Here is a 24,338-nt window from a genome sequence, read left to right as displayed (position 1 = left end):
AGACCAAAATCAAGCGGGCCGGATGGGATGACGCCTTCCTCTTCTCAATGCTCGGTCATATGCGATAGCCCTGCCCTCATTGGGGGAGAGGAGGAAATGCTGGAGGCCTGCGGCTGATCTCTCCACTTCCCGGCAAAGAGGGGGAGGAGGAGATGGAATTCCGGGCGTCGCGCGGCTGTTCGAAAATTAGGCGGAGCGCCTGGAACCGGCGTCGCCGAGGCGCGCTTAGCTCACGCCACGTTTGCGCCTTCCGGCGCCCGGCGGGGCGCCGGCGGTGCGGTTCAGGCAGCCCGCGAGACACAGCGGCAAGACCTCTTGGAAGACTGCCTACGGACCCTGGAGGGGGCCGCCATGAAAAACATGTTCCTGATTCCGCCGCTGAGCCTCGCGCTCGCGGCACTTTCGACAATGGCCGTGGCGCGCGAGGTGGTGGTGCTGCCCGGCGTGGTCAGCCCGGTGGGTGTGGCGACCGGGGTCGACACCCAGGGCCCCGGAACCCTGACCGTCGGCGCCCAGGACATCAACACCGGCAATGACGCGGGCGGCGGCATCACCACCTCTGCGGCCAATACCGCCAATATCCGCTTCAACAACAATTCGACCGTGACCGGCTTCGTCGGCGCCACAGGTTCGACCTTCCTCAACATCGCCGCCGGCGCCAACGGCAATACGGTGACCTTCAACGGCCCGGTCTACGCCACCACCTTCACGGTGACGGGCAGCGGGACGGTCAACTTCAATCGCGGCTTCACCAGCAACACCGGCTCGACCCTGGACTTCGCCGGGGACGGCTTCGTGAACGTGGGGGCCGGCCAGACCGTCAAGGCGGCCCTGACCAACACCGCCGGCGCCAACACCGGCACCCTGACCCTCAACAACGGCAGCATCTTCGACGGCGCGGTCGGGGCGGCCAGCGGCCTGAAGCTGGTGCGGGTTTCCGGCGGCAACGCCCTGATCACCGGCCAGGCGAACGCGGGAACCTATACGCTCGACACCAACACCCTGAACGTGGCCGGCGCCTTCGCTATTCCGGTGGCGGGCACCATCAACACCACCATCTTCAGCCCCTCGCTGTACGGCAAGATCGTCCCGGTGGGCGCCGCCACCATCGGCAACGCCCTGAAGGTGATGGTGACGGTCACCGGTCCGATCGCCAACGGCACCAGTTTCAACATCGTCGACGCCACCAGCGGCACCACCGGCAGCACGGTGACGGCCACCAGCAACACCCTGCGCTACGCCTTCTCCGCGGCGCCCACCGTGGCCGGCCAGGTGCGGATCACCACCACCCAGATCCCGCTGGTGGATGTGGTGACGCCGGTCGTGGTTCCGCCCGTGGTCCCCGTGGTCCCAGGCGCGCCCGTGGTTCCCGTGGTTCCCCTGCCGCCGGCGGTCAGCCCGGTGCTGCCCATCGTCATCGCTCCGGTGATCGACGCCCTGCCGGTGACCCCGACCAATGTGGGGGTCCTCACGGCCATCACCCTGCTGCCCAGCGCCCCGGCCATCGCCGCGGCCCTGGCCCAGCTGGGTCCGGGCACCGCCAACCTGGCCTCGCCGCAGGTGGCCTTCCGCGCCACCCAGCGGTTCCAGGACCTGTGGGCCTCTCACCTCCAGGGGGGGCAGCCGTCCTGCGCCCAGGACAGCCAGATGCGCGACCGCGAGGCGCGCCGCGCCGCCGACGCCTCGGCCTGCCAGGTCGATGACGACCGCCGCCCGCATCTGTGGATGACCGGGTTCGGATACGAGCGGTCCCCGTTCAGCTCCGACCGCCAGGGCGATGTCGCCGGTTACGAGGGCAACGAGTCCCGCATCGCCGGGGCCATGGTGGCCTATGACGCGCCGATCGGTGACAACGCCCGCGCCGGCCTCGGCCTGCGCTACGCGCTGTCGTCCATCGACGGAAACAACGGCGGCGCCGGCGCCAATCCGGCCCGCAGCCACGGGAACATCAGCTCCTACCAGGCGACGGCCTATGTCGGTTACGCCCCCGGGGCCTGGTTCCTCAACGGCTCCATCGCCTATGGCTTCGACGACTATTCGGGCTTCCGCCACGTCGCCTTCACCGGCGTCGACAGCACGGCTGTCGCCGACTACAGCGGCAGCCAGTTCACCGCCTTCGCGACCACCGGCTATCACTTCGGCCTCGGTGACGGGCGGACGGTGGTCACCCCCTATGCGACGCTGCAGTACACCGACCTGCGGACCGACGCCTATACCGAGACCGGTGACCCCTCCCTCAACCTGAAGGTCGCCGCCCAGCAGTACGACTTCCTGCAGAGCGGCCTGGGGGTGAAAATCTCCCGCGACATGCCGATGGCCGGGCCGGGGATCTTCCGCCCCGAGATCCACGGCAAGTGGCTGCACTCGATGAGCGAGGAGATGATGACCAACACCGCAGCCTTCGAAAGCGGCGGTCCGGCCTTCACCGTCAATGGCCTGAAGGCCGACGCCGACACGTTCAATGTCGGGGCGGGCTTCACCTACAAGAGCCTTGGCGCCTGGTCGGTGGGCGCGGGTTACGACTATCTGTGGCGCACCCAGAACTATTCGGCGCACCAGCTGATGGTGAGCTTCCTGCTGCGGCTCTAAGGCGCAGCGACCTGGAGTCCAGGGCGCGACGAGGGCTGCCTGCCCCTGTCGCGCCTTGAACCCCAAGAGGTAGAAGCGTCGACCTGAGCCTGGCCGATGAGGCTCATTCGTACCCGCCAAGGTCCATGCCCCTCCTTTCCTTCGAACCCGGCGGGCGCTATGGCCCGCCCCATGCGTGTCGCAGCCCAGCTTCGGACCTCCTGGCGCGAGCCGTTGCAGGTCCTGTCGGCCTTCGCCGGCGAGCCGTGGGCCATCGCCTTCCTGTCCGGCGGGCAGGGGGCTCGGGCGCGGTGGTCCTATCTGGCCAGGCGGCCCGACGCGGTCCTGACCCTGGGCGCCGATGATCCGCGCGATCCCTTCCAGGCGCTGACCGACCTGCTGGGTCCGCAGGGCGAGACCGCCCGCGACGGTCCGCCGTTCCAGGGCGGGCTGGCGGGGCTGGCGGCCTATGAGCTTGGCGACCGGGTGGAGGCGCTGGGCCTGGCCCGCAGTCCCCACTGGCCCGACCTGGCGGTGGGCCTCTATTCCAGCGTCCTGGCCTTTGACCACCAGGAGCGCCAGGTGATCGCCATCGGGCGCGGTTTCGACGAGGCCGACAGCGAGCAGGCGGCCTTCGAGGCGATGAGCTGGCTGCACGAGCTGCCGAAACCGGCAACCCGGGGGCCGCTGACCGACGGGCTGACCGGCTCGGACGGAGAGGCCTATGAGGCCGCCGTCGCCGAGGTGGTGGGGCGCATCCACGCGGGAGAGATCTTCCAGGCCAATATCGCGCGGGCCTGGACCGGGCGGCTGAGCGCCGGGGTGACCCCCTTCGACCTGCTGGCGCGGCTGGCCGGCCAGAGCGCGGCGCCCTTCGCGGCCTATCTGCGACTGGCGGGCCTGGCGGTGGTGTCCAATTCGCCCGAGCGCTTCGTGCAGGTGGCGGCGGGCGGCGCCGCGGAGACTCGGCCCATCAAGGGCACCCGACCCCGGGGGGCGACGGCGGACGACGACGCCAGCCTGTCAGCGGAACTGGCGGTCAGCCTGAAGGACCGGGCGGAGAACCTGATGATCGTGGACCTGATGCGCAATGACCTGGCCCGGGCTTGCGCGCCGGGCAGCGTCAAGGTTCCGGAGCTGTTCGCCGTGGAGAGCTTCGTCAATGTCCATCACCTGGTCTCCACGGTGAGCGGGCGGCTGGCGGCGGGGCGGACCGCCATCGACCTGCTGAAGGCCGCCTTCCCGCCGGGCTCGATCACCGGGGCGCCCAAGGTCCAGGCGATGAAACTCATCTCCCAACTTGAGAGCCCGCGCGGCCCCTATTGCGGCTCGCTGTTCTGGGCGGGCGCGGACGGGGCCTTCGATTCGAGTGTGCTGATCCGTACCGCGGCCTGCGTGCAGGATGGGCAGGGATGGGCGATCGAGGCCCGCGCGGGGGCGGGGATCGTCGCCGACAGCGAGCCGCGCGCCGAGCGGATCGAGACGCAGGACAAGATCGCCGCCCTGTTGCGCGCGATGGAGGCGGGCGCGTGATCGGATTGGACGACCGGGGTCTGCTGCTGGGGGACGGGTTGTTCGAGACCGTGCTGGCGCGGGCTGGCGAGCTCGTCGACCTCGACGCGCACCTGGCGCGTATGGCGGCCGGCTGCGCGGTGCTGGGCCTGCCGGCGCCCGATCCTGCGCAGGCGCAGGCGCTGATGCGGCGGGCGATTTCGGAGGCGGGTCTGGGAACGGCGCGGGCCGCGGTGGGGCTGACCTGGGCGGGGGGGCGTGGGGGGCGGGGGCTGGACCGGCCGCAGGCGCCGCAGCCCGCCCTGTTCGCCACGGCGGCGGCCTCGGCCGTCCCGGGCACGCCGGCGCGGCTGATGATCAGCACCGTGGCGCGCAATGAGGGCTCGCCGGCCTCGCGGCTGAAGACCCTGGCCTATCTCGACAATGTGCTGGCCCGGCGCGAGGCGACCCTCGCCGGGGCCGACGAGGCGGTGATGCTGAACGGGCGGGGCGAGATCGCCTGCGCGGCGGCGGCCAACCTGTTCTGGATCACGGGCGGGGAGGTGTTCACGCCGGCCCTGGCCTGTGGCGTGCTGGACGGGATCGTGCGGCGCCAGGTGATGGCGGCGACAGCGGTGCGCGAGGTGGCGGCGGGTGTGGAGGCGCTGGCGGGCGCGCAGGCGGTGTTCCTCACCAACAGCCTGATCGGGGTGCGGGAAGTGGGGAGCCTGGACGGGCGGAGGTTCGAAGCCTCGGCGCGGGTGGCGGAGATCGCGGGGCTATTTTCCTTCCCCATTCATGGGGGAGGGGGACCGGCGTAGCCGGTGGAGGGGGCGAGACCGGGCTCGGAGCTTGCGGCCGCCCCTTCCACCACCCTTCGGGCGGTCCCCCTTCCCCGTAAACGGGGCAGGAAAAGTGGGGACCTAGCTCGTGCTCCAGGTGACCTGGGCGGTCTTGCGGGGCTTGAGGTAGTATTTCTGCGTAAAGGTCAGGGCGTTGGGCAGGGCCTGCTTGGTGGCGGAATTGTAGACGTAGCTGGACTCCGCGAGGATCACGCTCTCGTTGTTGGCGATCAGGCCGGCGGGCACGCTGGCCACCGTGGTCAGGACGCCCATCGAGCCCGAGCTCTTGGACCACATCACCTGGATGGCGCCGCTGGAGTCCTTGCGGATCGAGGTCACGCGCATGGACAGGCCGTTGGTGGGGAAGGGGGCGATGATCGCCTTTCCCACGTTGAAGATGTCGTTCATCTCGCTGGTGTTGATCATGGTGTCCTGGGCCACCAGGTCGCCGATGGCCGAGGCCACGTGGCTGGCCCTGCGGTCGGCCATCATGCCCTGGGTCAGCTCGGCCAGGCCGTAGTACATCAGGATCATCACCGGGGCGACGAAGGCGAACTCCACCGCCGCGGCCCCGCGACGGTCCTTGATCAGGGTCTTCAGGTGCATTTCGCGCCCACCGGGGTGGTTGTGGAATAGGGTTCGTTGCGGAAGGTGGCGACCGTGGAGATCAGCCGCTTGTTGGAGTTGGTCCCCATGTTCACCAGCGACTTGTTCAGCAGCGGGGTGAAGACGTCCCACTCGTAGTAGGTGCGCACCAGGACGATGTCGCCGGGGGCGCCGGTGGAGAAGCAGGTGGCCGCCGCCGCCGCCGGGGTCCAGGCCGTGCCGGCCGTCGCGCTGTTGCTGCTGGCGGTGTTGAAGTCGGCGAAGGTCTGAACCGCCACGGTCAGCTTGCCGCCGCACTGCGTCGCCAGCCAGGCCATGCGGTTGCAGACCTGGGTCTTGAAGTCGCCCTTGGCGTTCGACCCGCTGGTCTGAAACTGGCCGGTGCGGATCTGGCGCGCGGCGTTGTCGGTGGCGTTCTGCAGGGTCACCGAGACCAGGAAGACCAGGCCGAGCTCGATGATGCCAAACAGCATGACGCAGAAGGGCAGGGCGATGATGGCGAACTCGATCGCCGTGGTCCCTCGCCGGGCGGCGGCGAACCGCAGCAGCAGGGCTTTGAAGGCAAGGGCGCGGCGGCTCATGACGTCCTCGAGGGGGTGTTCCCCGCGAGCATAGCCAAGTCTGCTGAATCGGAGGTTTAAGGCCCGCCGATCTCTTTGGCGGACGCCTGGCTACTGGCCGTTCTGGGCGACGGCGCGGCGGGCCTCGGCGGCGCGCTGGGCGTAGGCGGAGAAGGGCATGCTGTAGCGGTTGTACTCGCTGTCGACCTCGCCCGGCATCGGCGTGCGCTCGCAGCGCGGCGCGCAGGCGTAGTTGGCGACATTGGCCACCGCGGCGCCCGCGCCCGGCCCGCGATAGAGCGAGACGCGGTTGCCGCTGGGGGCGCTGACGACGATCTGGCTGTTCTGGATGGTGCGGCCGCGGGCGTCGATGATCATCAGGTTGGTGGCGCCGTAGCTGCGCCCCTGGATCACGGCGGTGCGGCTGTCGACGACATTGATGTCGGCGATGGCGGGGTTGCCGACCATCACGTCGCGGGCGCCGGCCGGCAGGGTGATGCGGACACCCTGGTCGATGACCGCCGAAATCGTCGCCGCGCCGGCCGTGGAAACCTGGGCCGCGAGGGCGAGGAGAGCGAGGGCGGCGGCGATAAGCGGGCGGCGCATGACGGGGACCTGAAAAAAACTTGTCCGTCAGACTCGCCGGGAATGGTCAAGAAAGGTTGAAGAACAGACCGACTCACGCGCGCGCGAGAATCATTATGCAAAACCCCCGATTCCAGGCCGATTCAGGGTCCATGGTTAACGGGTGTTCACAGTAAACGAAAGTAAACCATAGAAACTGTTCCTCGAATACTTCCGTGTTTACTCGACATTAAGCGAGGGGGCGCAAATTGATCCTGCAATTCGGGGCGAACAAGTCGGTGACTTGATCCCTCACTCACCAACTGGTTCGCAACTTTCCAAGGAGACCACCATGTCCAAGTTCGTCACGCGCTTCCTGAAGGATGAATCCGGCGCCACCGCCATCGAGTATGGCCTGATCGCCGCCCTGATCGCCGTCGTGCTCATCACCGCGATGAACACCCTGTCGGGCAAGATCGCCGGCACCTTCACCAAGATCGGGACCGCGATGCCGCAATAAGCGGCTTCGCTCCGAAACATTGCGGGGGCCGCGGTGCGAAAGCGCCGCGGCCCTTTCGCTGTCTGAAACCTCCCGTTCACCCAAAGGCGGCAGGATGAGGCTCGAACCCCGCCAGATGGTCTCCCGCCCATGCCCCTGCTCCAGGCCGCCCTGCTCTCGATCTTTCCCGCCCTGGTGATCGTCGGCGCCCTGCGCGACGCCACCAGCTACACCATCCCCAACTGGATCTCGGCGGCCCTGATCCTGGCCTTCTTCCCCACCGCCTTCGCGCTTGGCCTGACGCCCCAGGCGATCGGCGCCCAGGCGGGGGTCGGCGCCATCGCCCTGGTCATGGGCATGGTGATGTTCGCCCTGGGCTGGATCGGCGGCGGCGACGCCAAGCTGTTCGCCGCCGCGGGCCTCTGGCTCGGCTGGCCGGCCTTCGCCACCTACCTGCTGGTCACCGGGGTCGCGGGCGGGGCCCTGGCCATGGGCCTGCTGGCCCTGCGCTCGATGTGGGTGCGGCCATATGTCTTGAGCGGCCCGGCCTGGGTCGGACGCCTGGCCACGCCCGGCGAGAATGTCCCGTACGGCGTGGCCATCGCGGTCGGCGCCCTGGCGGCCTTCCCGGCCAGCGCCCTGATGGCGGCGTTCCCCGGGGTGTCCTGAGCGACTTCCTTTAGCCCGCGTTAACCATGCGGGCCCCAAAAGCGATGCGCCGGCAGAAGGTCGGAGTTTCGAATCGTGTGCGCCCGGGCGGATCGCAGGGCCGCCGCCAGTCACCCCGGTCTCCCTAGCGGGAAGCCTCGAGTAGTCGTTCATGGGCGCCGTCCGCATCGCCATCTTCGCCGTCGCCGCGATCGTCGCCATTGTGCTGGCGTTCTTCGTGCGCGGCATGGTGGCCCCGAAGAAGGCGCCGGCCCCGGTGGTCGCGGTGGCCGCGCCCACCAAGCCCATGGCCAATGTCCTGGTGGCCAGCCGCGACCTGCCCGTCGGCGCGAGGCTGTCCTCCACCGACATGTCCTGGCAGCCCTGGCCCGTCGAGGCGCTGAACCCCAATTTCGTCACCGACGGCGCGGCCCCGGCCCCCGTCGCCGACTCCACCGCCCAGCAGGTGGCCCAGAAGGCCGCCCAGACCACCAGCGCCATGATGGCACAGGGCCCGATGGCCGCCTTCGACGGAGCCATCGTCAAGGAGCCCATCCTCAAGGGCGAGCCGGTCATCGCCCGCAAGGTCGTGCGCGGCGGCCAGAGCGGCTACATGGCCGTGGTGCTGCTGCCGGGCATGCGCGCCATGAGCGTGCCGATCAACGCCGAGACCGCGGTGGGCGGCTTCATCCTGCCGGGCGACCGGGTGGACGTGCTGCAGAGCAAGCAGGCCGCCGACGGCCGCACCTGGGTCTCCGAGACCCTGATGCGCAACCTGCGTGTCCTGGCCATCGACCAGAAGACCGATCCCGAGAAGGACGCCCGCACCATCGTCGGCGCCGTGGCCGTGCTGGAGGTTCCCGCCGCCGACGCCGAGGTGCTGTCGCGGGGCAAGGCCCAGGGCGAGATGCAGCTGGCCCTGCGCTCCTACGCCGATCTTGGCGGGGCGGCGTCCCGCGGCGTGCCCGGCAAGCGCGGCGGCCAGGGCCTTCGGGTCTACCGTGGCGGATCGGCCAGTGAGGTGCTTGTTCGATGAACCCGCGCGCCCTCTTCACAGCCCTTGTCCTGGCCGCCGCCAGCCTGGCCGGCGCCGCCAACGCCCAGAGCGGCCTGACCACCGGCGCGGCCGTGGTGCGGGTCGATCTGTCCCAGACGGGCGGGGCCGTGCAGTCCCTCTCCGTGCCCGTGGGCAAGTCGGCCATCATCGAGCTGCCGGTGGACGCCCGCGACGTGCTGGTGACCAATCCCAACGTGGCCGAGGCCATGCTGCGCACCCCGCGCCGGATCTTCATCCTGGGGATCAAGCAGGGCCAGACCGACGCGGTGTTCTTCGACGGCGCCGGGCGCCGCATCCTGTCCCTGGACCTGCGGGTGGATCAGGACACCTCGGCCATCGCCCAGACCATCAACCGCATCTTGCCCGGCGCCCGGGTCCAGGTGGACGGCATCCGGTCCAGCATCATTCTCTCAGGCGAGGTGGCCAACCTCGGCGACGCCGACAAGGCGGTGCAGATCGCCCGGGCCTCGGTGGAGCGGCCCGACCAGGTGCTGAACATGCTGACCATCGCCGGCAAGGACCAGGTGATGCTGAAGGTCCGCGTCGTGGAGATGCAGCGCAATGTCATCAAGCAGCTAGGCTTCAACCTCAACGCGGTGCTGAACCAGCTGGGAGAGCCGCAGTACCTGCTGGGGACCGCCGCCAGCTTCGCGGTGAACGGCGCCCTGCTGGGCGGAATTTCCGCGGGCTACAAGGCCGACACCACCCAGACTCCGGTGATCAGCCGCAGCGTGCCGGTGGCCACCCAGGTCTATGACTCCGCCACGGGCACCTATCACACCGAATATTCGCGCCAGAATTTCGACTTCGTCGATCGCAACGACCCGCTCTCGGTGAACAAGACCACGGCGGGCGACCCCGGCCTGAACAAGGGCGAGGCGACCTTGAAGGCCTTCGAGCGGGTCGGCCTGATCCGCATGCTGGCCGAACCGAACCTGACGGCGGTCTCCGGCGAGTCGGCCAAGTTCCTGGCGGGCGGCGAGTTTCCGGTCCCGGTCGCCCAGGACCAGGACGGCAAGATCACCGTGGAGTTCAAACCCTTCGGCGTCGGGCTCGGCTTCACCCCCTTCGTGATGTCCCAGGGGCGCATCTCCCTGAAGATCTCCACCGAGGTTTCCGAACTGACCAGCACGGGTTCGTTCACCGTCTCCAGCGCGGCCACCAACACCTCCCTCAGCATCCCGGCGCTCAGCGTGCGCCGGGCCGAAACCACCGTGGAGCTGCCCTCGGGCGGGTCGATGATGATCGCCGGCCTGCTGCAGGAAAAGACCAAGCAGACCCTCGACGGCCTGCCGGGCATGACCACCCTGCCGGTGCTGGGCGCCCTGTTCCGCAGCCGCGACTACCTGAGCGGCGAGACCGAGCTGGTGGTGATCGTCACCCCCTACATCGTCACCCCCACCAGCCCCGGCCGCCTGCAGACCCCGGTGGACGGTATGCGGATCGCCAGCGACGCCTCGACCCTGCTGATGGGGGAGCTGACCAAGGCCTACAAGGCCAAGCCGCAGGCCCAGGCGGGCCGCGCCTATCAGGGGCCGTACGGCTACGTGATCGAATGAACACTCCGCTGAAGACCGCTGCGATCCTGTCGGCCCTGGCGCTCAGCGCCTGCGGCACCACGGCTGCGCCCAGCCGCCTGGTGGAGGCCCGGACCCCGACGGAGCACTTCCAGGCCACGGCCACCGAACAGGCCGAGGAGATCGCCCTGGCGGTCAACGGCCACGGTCTGTCCTCCAACCAGGCCGCGGCGCTCGCGGGCTATGTCGACACCTGGCGCCGGGAGAGCGGCGGGTCGATCACCATCCAGACTCCGGCCGGCGGAGCCGACACCACGGCGGCCTATCGCGCCGGCGAGGCGACCCGCGGCTTCCTGGTCTCCCAGGGAGTTCCGGCCGCCGCCATCCTCATGGCCGGTTATGACGGCGCCGCCGAGAACGGCGCCCCGGTGCGCGTCGCCTATGCCCGCTATCAGGCGGTGGTGCCGCGTTGCGGCGAGCAGTGGACCAATATCGCCCGTTCGGCGAGGAACGAGGTGCAGCCCAATTTCGGCTGCGCCATCACCGCCAACATGGCCGCCCAGGTCGCCAACCCGGCCGATCTCGTCCGGCCCGCCGACATGGGCCCGGCCGACAGCCAGCGCCGGCTCTTCGCCCTGGACAAGTACCGCAAGGGCGAAATCACCTCCTCGGCCGCCGATGATCAGGCCAAGGGCGCCGTCTCCTCAGTGGGCAAGTGATGGCGTCCATGACCAGCAAGCCGGGTCACGACCCCTTCGAGCTCGAATTCGAGGCCGACGACGAGTTCACCTCGCCGTCCAGCGACGCCTGGCGTGAGACGCCCATGACGCCGGCCACGGGCGTCGACCCCTTCGCCGACTTCCCGCCGGCCCGCGAGCCCGAGACCCGGGACTTCGGGGGCGATCCCCTGGCCGACGACCTGGATCAGCCCGAGCCGCCGCGCGCCCAGCCAGCCAATCCCGTGCACGAGATGATCGCCAGCGCGGAAGCCGCGCTCGGCGAGCACACCCTGCCGCGCATCACCATCCACGTCTTCTGCGCCCAGCCCGAGACCGCCGACCTGGTGGAGCGCGCCGCCGCCGACCGCCGCATGGCGCGCGCCGCCGTGGTGGTGCGCATGGGCGGCCTGGTGGGCGCCTTCGAGACCTATCAGAACCAGCCCACCCCCTCCCTGGTGATGGTGGAGAGCCTGGATCCCGCGCCCCAGCTGATCGCCCAGCTCGACCAGCTGGCCGAGGTCTGCGATCCCGGCACCAAGGTGGTGGTGATCGGGGCGGCCAACGACATCGCCCTCTATCGCGAGCTGATGCGCCGCGGGGTCAGCGAGTATCTGGTCCCGCCCCTGAACCCGCTGCAGGTGGTCCGCACGGTCACCAGCCTCTATGCCGATCCGTCGGCGCCCTTCGTGGGCCGCCAGATCGCCTTCTGCGGGGCCAAGGGCGGCTCCGGCGCCTCGACCGTGGCCCACAACGTCGCCTATTCGATCACCGAGCGGCTGCAGACCGGGGCGGTCCTGGTGGATCTGGACCTGGCCTTCGGCACCGCCGGCCTCGACTTCAACCAGGACCCGCTGCAGGGGGTCGCCGACGCCCTGACCCAACCCGACCGCCTGGACCCGGTGCTGATGGACCGGATGATGGCGCGCTGCACCGAGCGGCTGTCGCTGTTCGCCGCCCCGGCCACCCTGGACAACGACTATGACATCGGCCCCGAGGCCTATGACGAGGTCACCCAGAAGATCCGCTCGGCCGCCCCCTTCGTGGTGCTGGACCTGCCTCACCTTTGGACCGCCTGGACCCGCAAGATCCTGCTGTCCTCCGACGATCTGGTGATCGTGGCCACGCCGGACCTGGCGAGCCTGCGCAACGCCAAGAACATGATCGACCTGGTGCGCCGCGCCCGGCCCAATGATGCGCCGCCGCGCCTGGTTCTGAACCAGGTGGGCGTGCCCGGCCGGCCAGAAATCCCGGTGAAGGACTTTGGCGAGGCGCTCGGCCTGACGCCGTCGCTGAGCCTGCCCTTCGATCCCAAGCTGTTTGGCCAGGCGGCCAACAACGGCCAGATGCTGTGCGAGGTGGCGCCCAAGTCCCGGGCCGCCGAGGGCATCGACTACCTGGCCCAGCAGATCGCCCGCCGCGATCCGCCGCCGGTCCAGAAGACCTCCCTGTTCGGCAGCCTGTTCAAGCGCAAGTAGATGTTCGGCAAGCGTCCCACCGACGGCGACGGTCCCGCCGCCCGCAAGGCTCCGCCCCCGGCGGCGGCCGACGGCGTGGCCATCGCCACGCGACCCCAGCGGATCGAGCCCACCGACGCGCCCACCCCCTCCACCGCCCCTGTGAAGGGCGCTCCGGAGATGCAGCGGGCCGGCGGCCAGGTCGCGGCGGGCCCCAAGCCCACCCTGGCCTTCGAACAGCTGCGGGCCGCGCAGGGGCCGGCCCCCACGACCCAGGTGGTGCGCGAGCAGACCGACTATTATCACGCCACCAAGACCACGATCTTCAACGCCCTGATCAACACCATCGATCTGGCCCAGCTGGCCCAGCTGGACGTCAAGCAGGCCGGGGAGGAGATCCGCGACATCGTCGCCGAGCTGGTGGCGATCAAGAACGTCTCGATGTCGGTGGCCGAGCAGGACATGCTCGTCCAGGACATCATCAACGACGTCCTGGGCTATGGCCCGCTGGAGCCGCTGCTGGCCCGCGACGACATCGCCGACATCATGGTCAACGGCGCCGGACGGGTGTTCATCGAAGTCTCCGGCAAGGTGCAGCTCACCAATGTCCGGTTCCGCGACAACGCCCAGCTGATGAACATCTGCCAACGGATCGTCAGCCAGGTCGGCCGCCGGGTCGATGAAAGCAGCCCGATCTGCGACGCCCGCCTGCCCGACGGCTCCCGGGTCAACGTCATCGCCCCGCCGCTGTCCCTGGACGGGCCGACCCTGACGATCCGGAAGTTCAAGAAAGACAAGCTGACCATGAAGAACCTGGTGGACTATGCGTCCATCAGCCCCGAGGGGGCCCGGGTTCTGGGCGTGATCGGCGCCTGCCGGTGCAACCTGATCATCTCGGGCGGTACGGGTTCGGGCAAGACCACCCTGCTCAATACGCTGACCGCCTTCATCGACCCCACCGAACGGGTGGTGACCTGCGAAGACGCCGCCGAACTGCAGCTGCAGCAGCCCCATGTGGTGCGGCTGGAGACGCGACCTCCCAACCTGGAGGGCCAGGGCCAGATCACCATGCGCGACCTGGTGAAGAACTGCCTGCGGATGCGGCCCGAGCGGATCATCGTCGGCGAAGTCCGCGGACCCGAGGCCTTCGACCTTCTGCAGGCGATGAACACCGGCCACGATGGCTCCATGGGCACGTTGCACGCCAACTCGCCCCGCGAGGCCATCAGCCGGGTGGAGTCCATGATCACCATGGGCGGCTACGGCCTGCCGTCCCGCACCATCCGCGAGATGATCGTCGGCTCGGTGGACGTCATCATCCAGGCCGCCCGCCTGCGCGACGGCTCGCGCCGCATTACCCACATCACCGAGGTGGTGGGGCTGGAAGGCGACGTGATCATCACCCAGGACCTGTTCGTCTACGAGATCACCGGCGAGGACGCCGACGGCAATGTCGTGGGCCGCCACCGGTCCACCGGCATCGCCCGCCCCCGGTTCTGGGACCGCGCCCGCTATTACGGCCTGGAGCGCGAGCTGGCCGAAGCCCTCGACGCCTCGGAATAGGTCATGGCCGCGACGATCATCACAGTCATGGCCGCCCTGCTGGGCTTCCTGGTCATCGCGGGCCTGGGGCTGGCCTTGTCGGGCCCGAGCAGCGGACAGGCCCGCACCCTGAAACGCGCCCAGGCTATCCTCGGCGCCGGCGCCGCTCCCGCCGCCCGAACCGGCCGCCGGCCGGCCGCCAGCGCCCAGGACACCCGGCGCCGGCAGATTCTCAAGACCCTGCGTGAGCAGGAGAAGCAGCAGAAGAAGGCGACCCTGACCATCGCCGCCAAGCTGCAGCAGGCCGGGCTGCCGGACAATGCGCGCGCCTTCTGGATCATCTGCGGCATCGTCGGCCTGGTGGTGATGGGCATGGTCATGCTGCTGGGCCAGAAGCCGCTCATCGCGCTCGGCCTCGGCTTCGCGGCGGGCTTTGGCCTGCCACGCTGGGTGCTGGGGTTCCTGGGCGCCCGGCGCACCAAGAAGTTCACCGAGGCCTTTCCCGACGGCATGGACATCATCACCCGCGGCATCCGCTCCGGACTTCCGGTGCATGACAGCCTGAGGGTCATCTCGCAGGAGACCGCCGAGCCCCTGGCCGGCGAGTTCAAGCGCCTGGTGGAGGCCATCGGCATGGGGGTCTCCGTCGACCAGGCCCTGGACAAGATGTACGCCCGCATGCCCACGCCGGAGGTGCGGTTCTTCTCCATCGTGCTGGCCATCCAGGCCAAGACCGGGGGCAACCTGGCCGAGGCCCTGGGCAACCTCTCCACCGTGATCCGGGCGCGCAAGCTGATGCGCGAGAAGATCAAGGCGATGTCGGGCGAGGCCGTGGCCTCGGCGATCATCATCGGCTCCCTGCCGCCTGGGGTGGTGGGGCTGATCAGCGTGACCAGCCCGGCCTACATGCAGCCGATGTTCAATGATCCGCGCGGGCACATCATGCTGATGATCGGCGCGTTCTGGATGTGCCTGGGCATCTTCACGATGCGCAAGATGATCAACTTCAAGATCTAGGGGAGCCCCATGAACCTGCTCTCTGCCATGACCGATCCGGACAACCTGCTGACCCTGTTCGTGGCCCTGGTCAGCTTCGCCACCATCGTCTCCATCGCCACCCCGATGATCACCCGCTCGACCCTGGAGACCCGGCTGAAGTCGGTCTCCACCCGGCGCGAGGAGCTGCGGCGCAAGTCGCGCGAGGCCCTGGCGGTGAAGAGCAACGGCGGCGGCACCCTGCGGCACACCGATGAGGGGCTGTACAAGAAGGTCGTGGACCGCCTGCAGCTCTCGCGGCTGCTGGAGGACCCCAAGGTGGTGGAGAAGCTGGCCCAGGCCGGCTTCCGGGGCCCAAGGCCGGTCTCCACCTTCTACTTCTTCCGCTTCATCCTGCCCTTCGCCTTCGCGGTGACGGCCGCGCTGTACCTGTTCCTGGTCAATGACTTCGGCATGCCGCCGATGAACCGGGTGGTCGTCTGCTTCATTGGCCTGACGCTGGGCTACTACGCCCCCAACATCTACATCTCCAACGTCGCCCAGAAGCGGCGCGAGAGCATCGTGGGCGCCTTTCCCGACAGCCTCGACCTGCTGCTGATCTGCGTGGAATCGGGGATGTCCATCGAGGCGGCGATCCAGAAGGTCAGCCAGGAGATCGGCGGCACCTCCATCGAGCTCGCCGAGGAACTGACCCTGCTGACGGCGGAGATCTCCTACCTGCCCGAGCGGCGGATGGCCTATGAGGGCCTGGCCATGCGGACCAATCATCCGGGCATCCGCTCGGTGACCACGGCCATGATCCAGGCCGAGCGCTACGGCACGCCGCTGGGCGCCGCCCTGCGGGTGATGGCCAAGGAAAACCGGGACATGCGCCTGGCCCAGGCCGAGAAGAAGGCCGCCCAGCTGCCCGCCAAGCTGACCGTGCCGATGATTCTGTTCTTCCTGCCGGTGCTGTTCATCGTCATCCTCGGGCCCGCGGTGATCAAGGTCCAGGACATGGTCGCCCAGAACTAGGCGCGTTTACCTGGCCTTGAGGCGTTACGCCGCAGAGTGGCGGCATGCCACGGCCAGAGAACCTCAAGCCCCTGACCACCCTGCGGATCTACGCCGCGGCCTGGGTGGTGCTCTATCACTACTGGCCCCTGCTGGTGGCCGGCGCCCGGCCGGGCGCGGTGGAAAAGGGCTATCTGGGCGTCGAGCTGTTCTTCGTGCTCTCGGGCTTCATCCTCTCCCACGTCTATCTGCAGAGCTTCGGCGAGAAGCGGTTCTCGTATGGGAGCTTCCTGTGGGCGCGGCTGGCGCGGATCTACCCGGTCCATATCGCGGTGTTGGCGGGCCTGGCCCTGCTGATCGCCGCGGCGTCCGCCGCCGGCTTCCAGGCGGGCGACGAGGTCGTGGTCTGGAGTTCGCTGCCGGCTCAGCTGCTGCTGCTGCAGGCCTGGGGCCTGGGGCAAGAAGGGGGTTGGAACCACCCCTCCTGGTCGATCTCGGCCGAGTGGTTCGCCTATCTGGCCTTCCCGGCCTTCGCGATGATCTTCTGGCCGCTGCGGGCGAGGCCTTGGGTCGCCACGGGCCTGGCGGCCCTTCTGGTGGTGGTCCTCAACCTGGTCTTCCCGCTGTTCGCCGGCCATCCGCTCACCGAGGCGACCACCGCCTGGGGCGCGCTGCGGATCGTCCCGTGCTTCGCGCTTGGCTGCGCCGTCTATCTGCTGTGGCGCAACAAGGCGGTGGTCTCGCCCACCGGCGCCAAGGCCCTGACCGCGGGCCTGATCGCGGCCATCGCCGCGGGCGCGGCGCTGACCATTCCCGACCTCTTCATGGTGCTGTTGTTCGGCGGCCTGATCCTGGCCCTGGCCAGCCTCGCCAGCTCAGGCTCCAATCTGATGGGCTCCAAGCTCGGCGTCTATCTCGGCGAGGTCAGCTTCGCCGTCTACATGGTCTGCATCCCCTGGGAGCTGGTCTTCACCCGGGTGGCGCGCACCGCGCTCGGTCTGCCCGAGGGCCTGCTGCCCTGGCCGGTCTGGGCCCTGATGTTCGCCGGCGTGATCCCGGCGGCCATGGTGGTGCACCATCTCGTGGAGCGGCCGGCGCGCAACGCCATGCGGGCCTGGGAGGCTTCCGGCTTCCGGCTGGGCGGACGTCGTGAGGTCGCCGACGCGACCTGACTACTGCGCGGTGCGCACGGCGTCCCAGGAGCGCGGCGGGCCCGCGGGACCGGGCGCGGCGGCGCGCAGGAAGGCCATGTTGTTGGCCACGGCCTCCGGCGGCAGGTCCTGGCGCACCAGCCGCTCGGCCTCGTCGAAGCGCCCCTGCAGGCCCAACACCAGGGCCAGGTTCTGGCGGACCGCCATGGTGGCGCCGGGCTTGGCGGCGGCCGCGCGCAGCAGGGTCTCGGCCTCATGCGCGTCCCCGTGGCTGGCGTAGAAGAGCGCCAGGTTGCAAAGCACGGCGGGGTTCTCGGGCGCCAGGCCGGCGGCGAGGCGGTGGGCGGCCAGAGCCTCCTCCGGCCGGCTGGCCTGTTCATAGGCGATCCCCAGCAGGGACGGCGCGCGCCAGTCGCGGGGCGCGAGCGCCTGGGCCTGGCGGGCGGGCTCGATGGCGTAGAAGCCCTGGCCGCGGCCGACCTGAGCGCGGGCGACCTCCAGCAGGGCCTCGATATTCTTGGGATCGGTGACCAGGACGCGCTTGGCGGCCTCCGCGGCGTCCTCGTACTTGCCCATGGCGCGCAGGGCTTGGGACAGGCCGACGCCGGCCTCGCCGTCGCGGGGGTCGAGGTCGGCCTCGCGGCCCCAGAAGGCGGCCCGGGCCAGGGGGTCGAGGCGCGCGGCCAGGCCGCGCTCCTCGGCGCTGGCGCGGCGCGCGCCCTCGGGCGCGGCCGAGGCGGCGGCGGCGGGCGGAGCCTTGGGCGCCCTGGCCAGGGCGGGCAGGGCGACCAGGCTGAGGGTCAGGGCGGTTGCGGCGAGCGCCGACATGCGACACATGAACGGGACGGGCTCCGGGATGAGGTCGACACCATCCCAGACCCGCTTAAAGGAAGCGTTAAGCATAAGCGGGCGCCCCGCCCCGCGTCAGGGCCGATCCATGACCGAAGTGATCCTTGCGACCTCCGACCGCGCCGTGGTTCCCGTCCACGCCCTCTATGACGGGGATCTGGCGGGCTTCCTGGAGGGCCGTCCGGCCTTCGTGAAGGCCTTCGCCGAGACCGGCGAGTTCAAGGCCAAGGCCGGGCAGCTGCTGGTCCTGCCCAATGCCGAGGGCGGGATCGAGCGGGTGCTGTTTGGCCTGGGCTCCAGCCCCGCCGACCCCATGGTGTTCCGGGCCCTGCCCGCCAAGCTGCCGGCCGGCGACTACCGGATGGCCGTGGCCCCGGTGGGGATCAGCGCCGACCAGATCGCCCTGGCCTTCGCCTTGGGCAGCTACCGGTTCGACCGCTACAAGCAGAAGAAGACGGCCGAGCGGCCGCGCCTGGTGGCCGAGGGCGTCGACATCGCTGAGGTCAATTCCATCGCACATGCCTGCGCCCTGGCCCGCGACATGGTCAACACGCCGGCCAACGACCTGGGCCCCCTGCAACTGGAGACCATCGCCCGCGAGATCGCCGAGCAGCATGGGGCCTCCATCACGGTGATCACCGGCGAGGGGCTGCTGGAGGCTAACTACCCCGCCGTCCACGCCGTGGGCCGCGCCGCGGTGGAGGCCCGAGCCCCCCGGATGATCGAGATCACCTGGGGCGAGGCCGGCAAGCCGCTGGTGGCCCTGGTGGGCAAGGGCGTCGTCTTCGACACCGGCGGCCTGGACATCAAGCCCTCGGCCGGCATGCGGCAGATGAAGAAGGACATGGGCGGCGCCGCCGCCGTCCTGGGCCTGGCCCGGATGATCATGGCCGCCAAGCTGCCGGTGCGCCTGGCCGTCCTGATGCCGGTGGTGGAAAACGCCATCAGCGGCGACGCCATGCGGCCGGGCGACATCCTGGACAGCCGCAAGGGACTGACCATCGAGGTGGGCAACACCGATGCCGAGGGCCGCCTGATCCTGGCCGACGCGCTGACCCGCGCCGCCGAGCTGGAGCCCGCCCTGACCCTGGATCTGGCCACCTTGACCGGCGCCGCGCGCGCCGCGCTCGGGCCGCAGCTGCCGCCGTTCTACACCGACGACGATGAACTGGCCGGCCAGATCGAGACGGCCATGAACCAGGTCTCCGACCCCATGTGGCGGATGCCCCTGTGGAAGGGCTATGTCGACGCCCTCGACAGCGACATCGCCGACATCAAGAACGATCCCGACGGCTGGGCCCAGGCGGGCTCGGTGACGGCGGCCCTGTTCCTGCAGCGGTTCGCGCCCGCCGGCCCCTGGGCCCACTTCGACATCTTCGCCTGGAACCCGCGCGGGCGTCCGGGCTGGACGGCGGGCGCCGAAGCCCAGGCCATCCGCGCGCTCTACCAGATGATCCGGACCCGGTTTGCGTGAGCCGCGATCCCCGCAACACGCTGGCCCGTCCTGACCTCGCCGTCCGGTCCCTTGAGGGGCTGGCGGCGGCCGGCGCCTATGGCGACCCCGCGCCCATGACCGCCGTGGTTCCGGCCGCGCCCCTGCGCGCCGGCCCTGACGCCGACGCCGAGCAGGTGGACCAGCTGCTGTTTGGCGAGACCTTCGACGTGTTGGAGGAGACGGGCGGCTTCTGCTGGGGTCAGGCGCGGCGGGACGGCTATGTGGGCTTCGTGGCCAAGGCCGACCTGGCGCCCCTCGCCCCCGCCCCGACCCACAGGGTGTCGGCCCTTCGCACCTACGCCTTCAAGGATCCCAGCATCAAGAGCCGGGCGCTGGGGCCCTATTCCCTGGGCGGCCTGATCGCCGTGGAGGCCCGGGAGGGGCGGTTCGTGAAGGGCTCCAACAGCGGTTGGTTCGTGGAGGACCACCTGTCGCCGATCGGTGTCTTCGAGGCCGACTTCGTGGCGGTGGCGGAGCGCTATCTGGGCGCGCCCTATCTCTGGGGCGGGCGCGAGAGCCTGGGGCTGGACTGCTCAGGCCTGGTGCAGCAGGCGCTGCTGGCCTGCGGCCGGGCCTGCCCGCGCGACACCGACCAGCAGACCCTCATGGGCCGCCCGGCGGAGACCCTGGCCCGGGGCGACCTGGTGTTCTGGCGGGGCCACGTGGCCATCCTGCTGGACGGGGAGACCATCCTGCACGCCAACGCTCACCACATGGCCACGGCCATAGAGCCGCTGGCGAAGGCCATCGTCCGGATCGGCGCGACCAGCAGCGGCCAGCCCACGGCCTATCGCAGGCTGTAGCCTGGACCCCATACGAAAAGACCCCCCGCGATGCGGAGGGCCCTGTCTCGTTGCGATCGCGAAGGGTCGCCTGGTCTTAGGCGCCCGGGTTCTGGGCCGCGGTGGCGGTCGGGGCCTTGGCCGCGCCCGTGGTGGGCGCCTGGCCGGCGGGGCCGCCCGAGGTGGCCGCAGGCGTGGCGGTCGAACCGGTGGCGGTGGGGTCCGTGGCCGAGGCCGCTGCGCCCGCGTCGGCGGCTGCGGGAGCCGCGGCGGCCGCCGGGTTCGGAGCCGGGAAGGGCACCGTGCCGCCCTTGGAGTTCAGATAGGCCAGCAGGTTGATGCGGTCTTCCGGCTTCTTCAGGCCGACGAAGCCCATCTTGGTGCCGGGCATCGCCTTGGTGGGGTTCTTGAGGAACTCCGACAGGTTTTCATAGCCCCAGATCGGATGCGTGGCGCTGTATTCCACCATGGCGGCGGAATAGGCGAAGCCGGCATGCGAGCCTGGCTTGCGCCCGACGACGCCCCACTGGTTCGGGCCGGTGCCGTTGGCGCCGCCGTTGTCGATGGTGTGGCAGGACTTGCACTTGGCGAATACGGCTTCGCCAGCGGCGATGTCGGCCACCGGCAGGACGGTGCCCCAGTCGATGGGCGCGTCGGCCACGGGGCCGCCGGCGCCGGCCTCCTCAGCCACCTCGATGGTGTAGCCGGGCTTCTCCGCCTTTTCGGCGGCGAACATGACCGTGGTGATCTCGCGGAGGCCGACAATGGCCAGACCCGTCGCCAGCACGGCGCCGGCGACTTTGTTGAACGTAAGGTCGCTCATCGTCTTGAAATCGGCCCTCTAATCGGCCGGCCCAAAGACCGGCGGAAGCGCGGGAATCCCCGCCCCTTATTGCGCCCGCGTCTCTTACACGCTACCGGCGCTGGCGCAACCGGCCAGTTGGTCGCTCCCCAGATCACGTCCGTGATCTGGGCATTTTTGGAGTTGGAGCGGAATGCGGGCGGTTCCCACTTTCTCTCATTCGCTCAGTCCCTCATGAACCCCATCGTCCTGATCCCCGCCCGACTTGCGGCCACCCGGCTCCCCAACAAGCCCCTCGCCGACATCGAGGGGATACCGATGATTGTCCGGGTTCTGCGCCAGGCCCAGGCCGCGAATCTTGGTCCGGTGGCCGTCGCCGCGGGCGATTCGGAGATCGTGGAGGCGGTCGTCGCCGCCGGTGGCCGAGCCGTTCTCACCAATCCCGATCTGCCCTCCGGCTCCGACCGGCTGGTGGCGGCCCTGGCCGAACTGGACCCCCGAGGCGTCCATGACGTGGTGATCAACCTGCAGGGGGACATGCCCTTCGTGGCGCCGGCCGACCTCGCGGCCTGCGCGGCACTGCTGAGCGACCAGCCTTCCTGCGACATCGCCACCATCGTGGAGAAGGAAGCATCCCCCGAGGTCCGCACCAATCCCGACATGGTCAAGGCGGTGCTGGCGATGGCGCCGGACGGCAGGACCGGCCGGGCGCTCTATTTCACCCGCTCGACCCTCTATGGCGACGGGCCGGTGTGGCACCACCACGGCATCTACGCCTATCGCCGCGCGGCGCTGGAGGCCTTCACGGCGGCCAAGCCGTCGCCGCTGGAGCAGCGGGAGAAGCTGGAACAGCTGCGGGCCATGGAGCTGGGACTCTCTATCTGGGCGACGGTGGTCGACTCCGCGCCGATCTCGGTGGACAACCCCGCCGATCTTGAGCGGGCGCGGGCCTTCGCCCGGCAAATCGGAGTCAGGTCATGAGCACGGGGCGGATCGCCTTCCAGGGTGAGCTGGGGGCCAACAGCCATGAGGCCTGCGTCGCGGCCTTCCCGGACATGACACCGGTGGCGCACCCGACCTTCGAGGAGGCCTTCGAGGCCATCAAGTCCGGCGATTGCCAGCTCGGCATGATCCCGGTGGAGAACTCCATCGCCGGCCGGGTCGCCGATGTTCACCACCTGCTGCCCAATTCCGGGCTGAAGATCATCGGCGAGCGGTTCAAGCCGATCCACTTCCAGCTGATGGTCAATCCCGGCGTGAAGCTGGAGGCGGTGAAGACCGTCGCCTCCATGCCCATCGCCCTGGCCCAATGCCGCAAGACCATCCGCCGGCTGAAGCTGAAGACCGAGCAGGTGGGAGACACCGCGCTCTCGGCCAAGCTGCTGGCCGAGCATCCCGATCCCACCAAGGCCGCGATCGCGCCGGCCCTGGCCGCCGAGCTCTATGGCCTGGAGATCCTGGCCCGGGACATCGAGGACACCCACAACAACACCACCCGCTTCCTGGTGATGACCGCCGACAAGGCGCCGCCGCCGCCGCCCTTCACCAGCCCCTGCGTGACGAGCTTCGTGTTCCGGGTGCGAAACCTGCCGGCGGCCCTCTACAAGGCCATGGGCGGGTTCGCCACCAACGGGGTGAACATGACCAAGCTGGAGAGCTACATGGAGAACGGCGCCTTCACGGCGACCTTCTTCTACTCCGAGGTCGACGGCCGCCCGGAAGACCGCAACCTGGCGCTGGCCTTCGAGGAGCTGCAGTTCTTCTCCGAGCAGTTCGAAATCCTCGGCGTCTATCCCGCCGACCCGTTCCGGACCCGCGTCTGATGCGCACTATCGAGATGGACGGCGCGGCCTATCCCAGCATCAAGGCCTTCTGCGAGGACCTGAAGACCGAGATCAGGGCCCTGCCCGGGCACGGCTCCAGCATCGAGGCCTTCGTCGACTCGATGATCTGGGCCAACGGCATGAGCGAGCTGGCGCCGCCCTACATGATCCGAGTGCGGGGCCTGGACGGCGGACCGCTGGCCGAGTTCGTCAAGGATCTCTCCAATGCGCTCGGCCAGGCCCGCATGGAGGTGCGCAACCGCCGCGCCGAGGACGTCGAGGTCATCCTGTCGCTGCGGCGGTAGTAGATCCTCCCCCAGGCGCCCAGCGCCGATGTGGGGGAGGTGGCTCGTCGCAACGCGGCGAGACGGAGGGGGATCGCCGTAGGCGACATCTTCGACCCCGAACAAGAGTCAAAGTCCCCCTCAGTCAGCTTCGCTGACAGCTCCCCCAGGAGGGGAGCATCTCTCAGGCCGCCTAAGCCGCGGCGGCGATCAGGGCGTCGTCGATCTGGGTGGCGCGGGTGTCGGCGGCGCGCGAGGTCATGCGCGACGCATAGTCCTTGAACACCTGGCGCGGCTCGATCGTGCCGAACTGCATGCCCCAGGCCAGGTGCGAGGCGACATAGAGGTCGGCGGCGGTGAAGCTGTCGCCCACCAGGTAGTTGCGTCCGGTCAGTCCCTTTTCCAGGGTGTCCATGACGTCGCCCAGGTCACCCCAGCCGGCCGAGCGCTTGCTGTCGGCGGAGACTTCGAAGCCCAGGCTCTTGACCGTGACGGCGGCCTCCAGGGGGCCGGCGGCGAAGAACAGCCAGCGGTAATAGTCGCCGCGCAGCTTGCTCCCCACCGGCGGGGCGAGGTTCGCCTCGGGGAAAGCGTCGGCCATGTAGGCGCAGATGGCGGCGCATTCGGTGATCACGGTGTCGCCGTGCTTGACGGCCGGCACCTTGCCCATGGGGTTCACCGCCAGATAGGCCGGGTCCTTCATGGCGTCGAAGTCGAGGATTTGGGTCTCGTAGGGCTGGCCCACCTCCTCCAGCAGCCAGCGGATGATGCGGCCGCGCGACATGGGATGGGTGTAGAAAACGATCTGGTCCGTCATGGCTGTTCCTCCGTTGTTGGAGGCACCCTAGATCACCCTGCTGACAGCAGTATGGCAGCAGTCTGAGTTCCTCCCCCAGGCCGCAGCGCGATGTGGGGGCGGTGGCGCGGACCGGAGGTCCGTGCCGGAGGGGGATCAACCTAGTTGACCCTTTCGGCCCCAGATCAAGGGTCAAAGTCCCCCTCAGTCAGCTTCGCTGACAGCTCCCCCAGAGGGCAGGGGAATCGCATATGGCGTTGGAGTCGAAATCTTAGGTCGAAGCGGATTCTGCAGATGTCT

General features: G+C 69.4%; 24 protein-coding genes. 18 read left to right on the top strand and 6 right to left on the bottom strand.

What is annotated here, in order from left to right; all coding sequences use genetic code 11:
- Positions 1–351: 351 nt before the first annotated feature.
- The 3 genes from OCL97_RS20810 to OCL97_RS20800 all read left to right on the top strand — a co-directional run bounded on the left by OCL97_RS20810 (position 352) and on the right by OCL97_RS20800 (position 4,880).
- Entirely contained in the window at positions 352–2,589 is a 2,238-nt protein-coding gene (locus OCL97_RS20810; RefSeq protein ID WP_377371627.1) for an autotransporter family protein, read from the top strand.
- A 171-nt stretch (positions 2,590–2,760) separates the two neighbouring features.
- A complete protein-coding gene (locus OCL97_RS20805; protein WP_377371626.1) occupies positions 2,761–4,101 on the top strand; it encodes an anthranilate synthase component I family protein in 1,341 nt (446 codons plus the stop codon).
- Entirely contained in the window at positions 4,098–4,880 is a 783-nt protein-coding gene (locus tag OCL97_RS20800) for an aminotransferase class IV (RefSeq protein ID WP_377371625.1), read from the top strand. The genes OCL97_RS20805 and OCL97_RS20800 overlap by 4 nt, the downstream gene beginning before the upstream one ends.
- Before the next feature lie 102 nt (positions 4,881–4,982).
- Here the strand turns inward: OCL97_RS20800 and OCL97_RS20795 are convergent, their stop codons facing one another.
- From OCL97_RS20795 to OCL97_RS20785, 3 genes are all read right to left on the bottom strand, one after another.
- Complete coding sequence (locus tag OCL97_RS20795) at positions 4,983–5,507, bottom strand: TadE/TadG family type IV pilus assembly protein (RefSeq protein ID WP_377371624.1); 525 nt, start codon at positions 5,505–5,507, stop codon at positions 4,983–4,985.
- The gene (locus OCL97_RS20790) at positions 5,498–6,088 is read right to left on the bottom strand and encodes a TadE/TadG family type IV pilus assembly protein (protein ID WP_377371622.1); all 591 of its coding nucleotides are present in this window, start codon (positions 6,086–6,088) and stop codon (positions 5,498–5,500) included. Before OCL97_RS20790 ends, OCL97_RS20795 begins: the two co-directional genes overlap by 10 nt.
- Positions 6,089–6,178: 90 nt before the next feature.
- Positions 6,179–6,673: a pilus assembly protein N-terminal domain-containing protein gene (locus OCL97_RS20785; RefSeq protein WP_304779526.1), complete on the bottom strand. Its 495-nt coding sequence runs from the start codon at positions 6,671–6,673 to the stop codon at positions 6,179–6,181.
- Positions 6,674–6,983: 310 nt separating this feature from the next.
- Between OCL97_RS20785 and OCL97_RS20780 the strand changes: the two genes are divergently transcribed.
- The 10 genes from OCL97_RS20780 (at position 6,984) to OCL97_RS20735 (ending at position 17,228) form a co-directional block, all read left to right on the top strand.
- A complete protein-coding gene (locus OCL97_RS20780) occupies positions 6,984–7,151 on the top strand; it encodes a Flp family type IVb pilin (RefSeq protein WP_293495417.1) in 168 nt (55 codons plus the stop codon).
- A gap of 129 nt (positions 7,152–7,280) precedes the next feature.
- Positions 7,281–7,799 carry an A24 family peptidase gene (locus tag OCL97_RS20775; RefSeq protein WP_377371621.1) on the top strand — a complete coding sequence of 173 codons (519 nt, stop codon included), beginning with the start codon at positions 7,281–7,283 and terminating at the stop codon, positions 7,797–7,799.
- Positions 7,800–7,950: 151 nt separating this feature from the next.
- Complete coding sequence (gene cpaB / locus OCL97_RS20770; RefSeq protein ID WP_377371620.1) at positions 7,951–8,814, top strand: Flp pilus assembly protein CpaB; 864 nt, start codon at positions 7,951–7,953, stop codon at positions 8,812–8,814.
- Complete coding sequence (locus OCL97_RS20765) at positions 8,811–10,394, top strand: type II and III secretion system protein family protein (RefSeq protein WP_377371619.1); 1,584 nt, start codon at positions 8,811–8,813, stop codon at positions 10,392–10,394. The genes cpaB and OCL97_RS20765 overlap by 4 nt, the downstream gene beginning before the upstream one ends.
- Positions 10,391–11,071, top strand: coding sequence for a CpaD family pilus assembly protein (locus tag OCL97_RS20760; RefSeq protein ID WP_377371618.1), 681 nt, complete (start codon positions 10,391–10,393; stop codon positions 11,069–11,071). Before OCL97_RS20765 ends, OCL97_RS20760 begins: the two co-directional genes overlap by 4 nt.
- A gap of 8 nt (positions 11,072–11,079) precedes the next feature.
- Positions 11,080–12,546: an AAA family ATPase gene (locus OCL97_RS20755; RefSeq protein ID WP_377371617.1), complete on the top strand. Its 1,467-nt coding sequence runs from the start codon at positions 11,080–11,082 to the stop codon at positions 12,544–12,546.
- On the top strand, positions 12,547–14,088 hold the full coding sequence (locus OCL97_RS20750) for a CpaF family protein (protein ID WP_377371616.1): 1,542 nt from the start codon (positions 12,547–12,549) through the stop codon (positions 14,086–14,088).
- Positions 14,089–14,103: 15 nt separating this feature from the next.
- Entirely contained in the window at positions 14,104–15,084 is a 981-nt protein-coding gene (locus tag OCL97_RS20745; protein WP_377371628.1) for a type II secretion system F family protein, read from the top strand.
- 9 nt (positions 15,085–15,093) lie between these two features.
- Positions 15,094–16,077 (top strand): type II secretion system F family protein, encoded by a 984-nt coding sequence (locus tag OCL97_RS20740; protein WP_304779548.1) that lies wholly within the window; start codon positions 15,094–15,096, stop codon positions 16,075–16,077.
- Positions 16,078–16,121: 44 nt separating this feature from the next.
- The gene (locus tag OCL97_RS20735; protein WP_377371615.1) at positions 16,122–17,228 is read left to right on the top strand and encodes an acyltransferase family protein; all 1,107 of its coding nucleotides are present in this window, start codon (positions 16,122–16,124) and stop codon (positions 17,226–17,228) included.
- On the opposite strand, the gene OCL97_RS20730 is transcribed toward OCL97_RS20735, so the two are convergent.
- Positions 17,229–18,044, bottom strand: coding sequence for a tetratricopeptide repeat protein (locus OCL97_RS20730; protein ID WP_377371614.1), 816 nt, complete (start codon positions 18,042–18,044; stop codon positions 17,229–17,231).
- 100 nt (positions 18,045–18,144) lie between these two features.
- On the opposite strand from OCL97_RS20730, the gene OCL97_RS20725 reads away from it, so the two are divergent.
- Positions 18,145–19,530: a leucyl aminopeptidase family protein gene (locus tag OCL97_RS20725; RefSeq protein WP_377371613.1), complete on the top strand. Its 1,386-nt coding sequence runs from the start codon at positions 18,145–18,147 to the stop codon at positions 19,528–19,530.
- Positions 19,527–20,354, top strand: a complete 828-nt coding sequence (locus tag OCL97_RS20720; protein ID WP_377371612.1) for a C40 family peptidase — start codon at positions 19,527–19,529, stop codon at positions 20,352–20,354. Before OCL97_RS20725 ends, OCL97_RS20720 begins: the two co-directional genes overlap by 4 nt.
- A gap of 76 nt (positions 20,355–20,430) precedes the next feature.
- Here the strand turns inward: OCL97_RS20720 and OCL97_RS20715 are convergent, their stop codons facing one another.
- Positions 20,431–21,156, bottom strand: coding sequence for a c-type cytochrome (locus tag OCL97_RS20715; protein WP_377371611.1), 726 nt, complete (start codon positions 21,154–21,156; stop codon positions 20,431–20,433).
- A 213-nt stretch (positions 21,157–21,369) separates the two neighbouring features.
- Here OCL97_RS20715 and OCL97_RS20710 point away from each other — a divergent pair, with 213 nt between their 5' ends.
- The 3 genes from OCL97_RS20710 to OCL97_RS20700 are packed head-to-tail and all read left to right on the top strand — an operon-like array spanning position 21,370 to position 23,263.
- Entirely contained in the window at positions 21,370–22,116 is a 747-nt protein-coding gene (locus OCL97_RS20710) for a 3-deoxy-manno-octulosonate cytidylyltransferase (protein WP_377371610.1), read from the top strand.
- Positions 22,113–22,958, top strand: coding sequence for a prephenate dehydratase (locus OCL97_RS20705; RefSeq protein WP_304779569.1), 846 nt, complete (start codon positions 22,113–22,115; stop codon positions 22,956–22,958). The genes OCL97_RS20710 and OCL97_RS20705 overlap by 4 nt, the downstream gene beginning before the upstream one ends.
- The gene (locus tag OCL97_RS20700; protein WP_304779572.1) at positions 22,958–23,263 is read left to right on the top strand and encodes a hypothetical protein; all 306 of its coding nucleotides are present in this window, start codon (positions 22,958–22,960) and stop codon (positions 23,261–23,263) included. The genes OCL97_RS20705 and OCL97_RS20700 overlap by 1 nt, the downstream gene beginning before the upstream one ends.
- 172 nt (positions 23,264–23,435) lie before the next feature.
- Here the strand turns inward: OCL97_RS20700 and OCL97_RS20695 are convergent, their stop codons facing one another.
- Complete coding sequence (locus OCL97_RS20695; RefSeq protein WP_377371609.1) at positions 23,436–24,059, bottom strand: glutathione S-transferase family protein; 624 nt, start codon at positions 24,057–24,059, stop codon at positions 23,436–23,438.
- Positions 24,060–24,338 lie beyond the last annotated feature (279 nt).

It is taken from the genome of Phenylobacterium ferrooxidans, assembly GCF_042714595.1.
GTDB classification, from domain to species: Bacteria; Pseudomonadota; Alphaproteobacteria; order Caulobacterales; family Caulobacteraceae; genus Phenylobacterium; species Phenylobacterium ferrooxidans.
The sequence above is the reverse complement of the archived record's forward strand: the minus strand, read 5'-3'. Positions and strand labels throughout refer to the sequence as shown.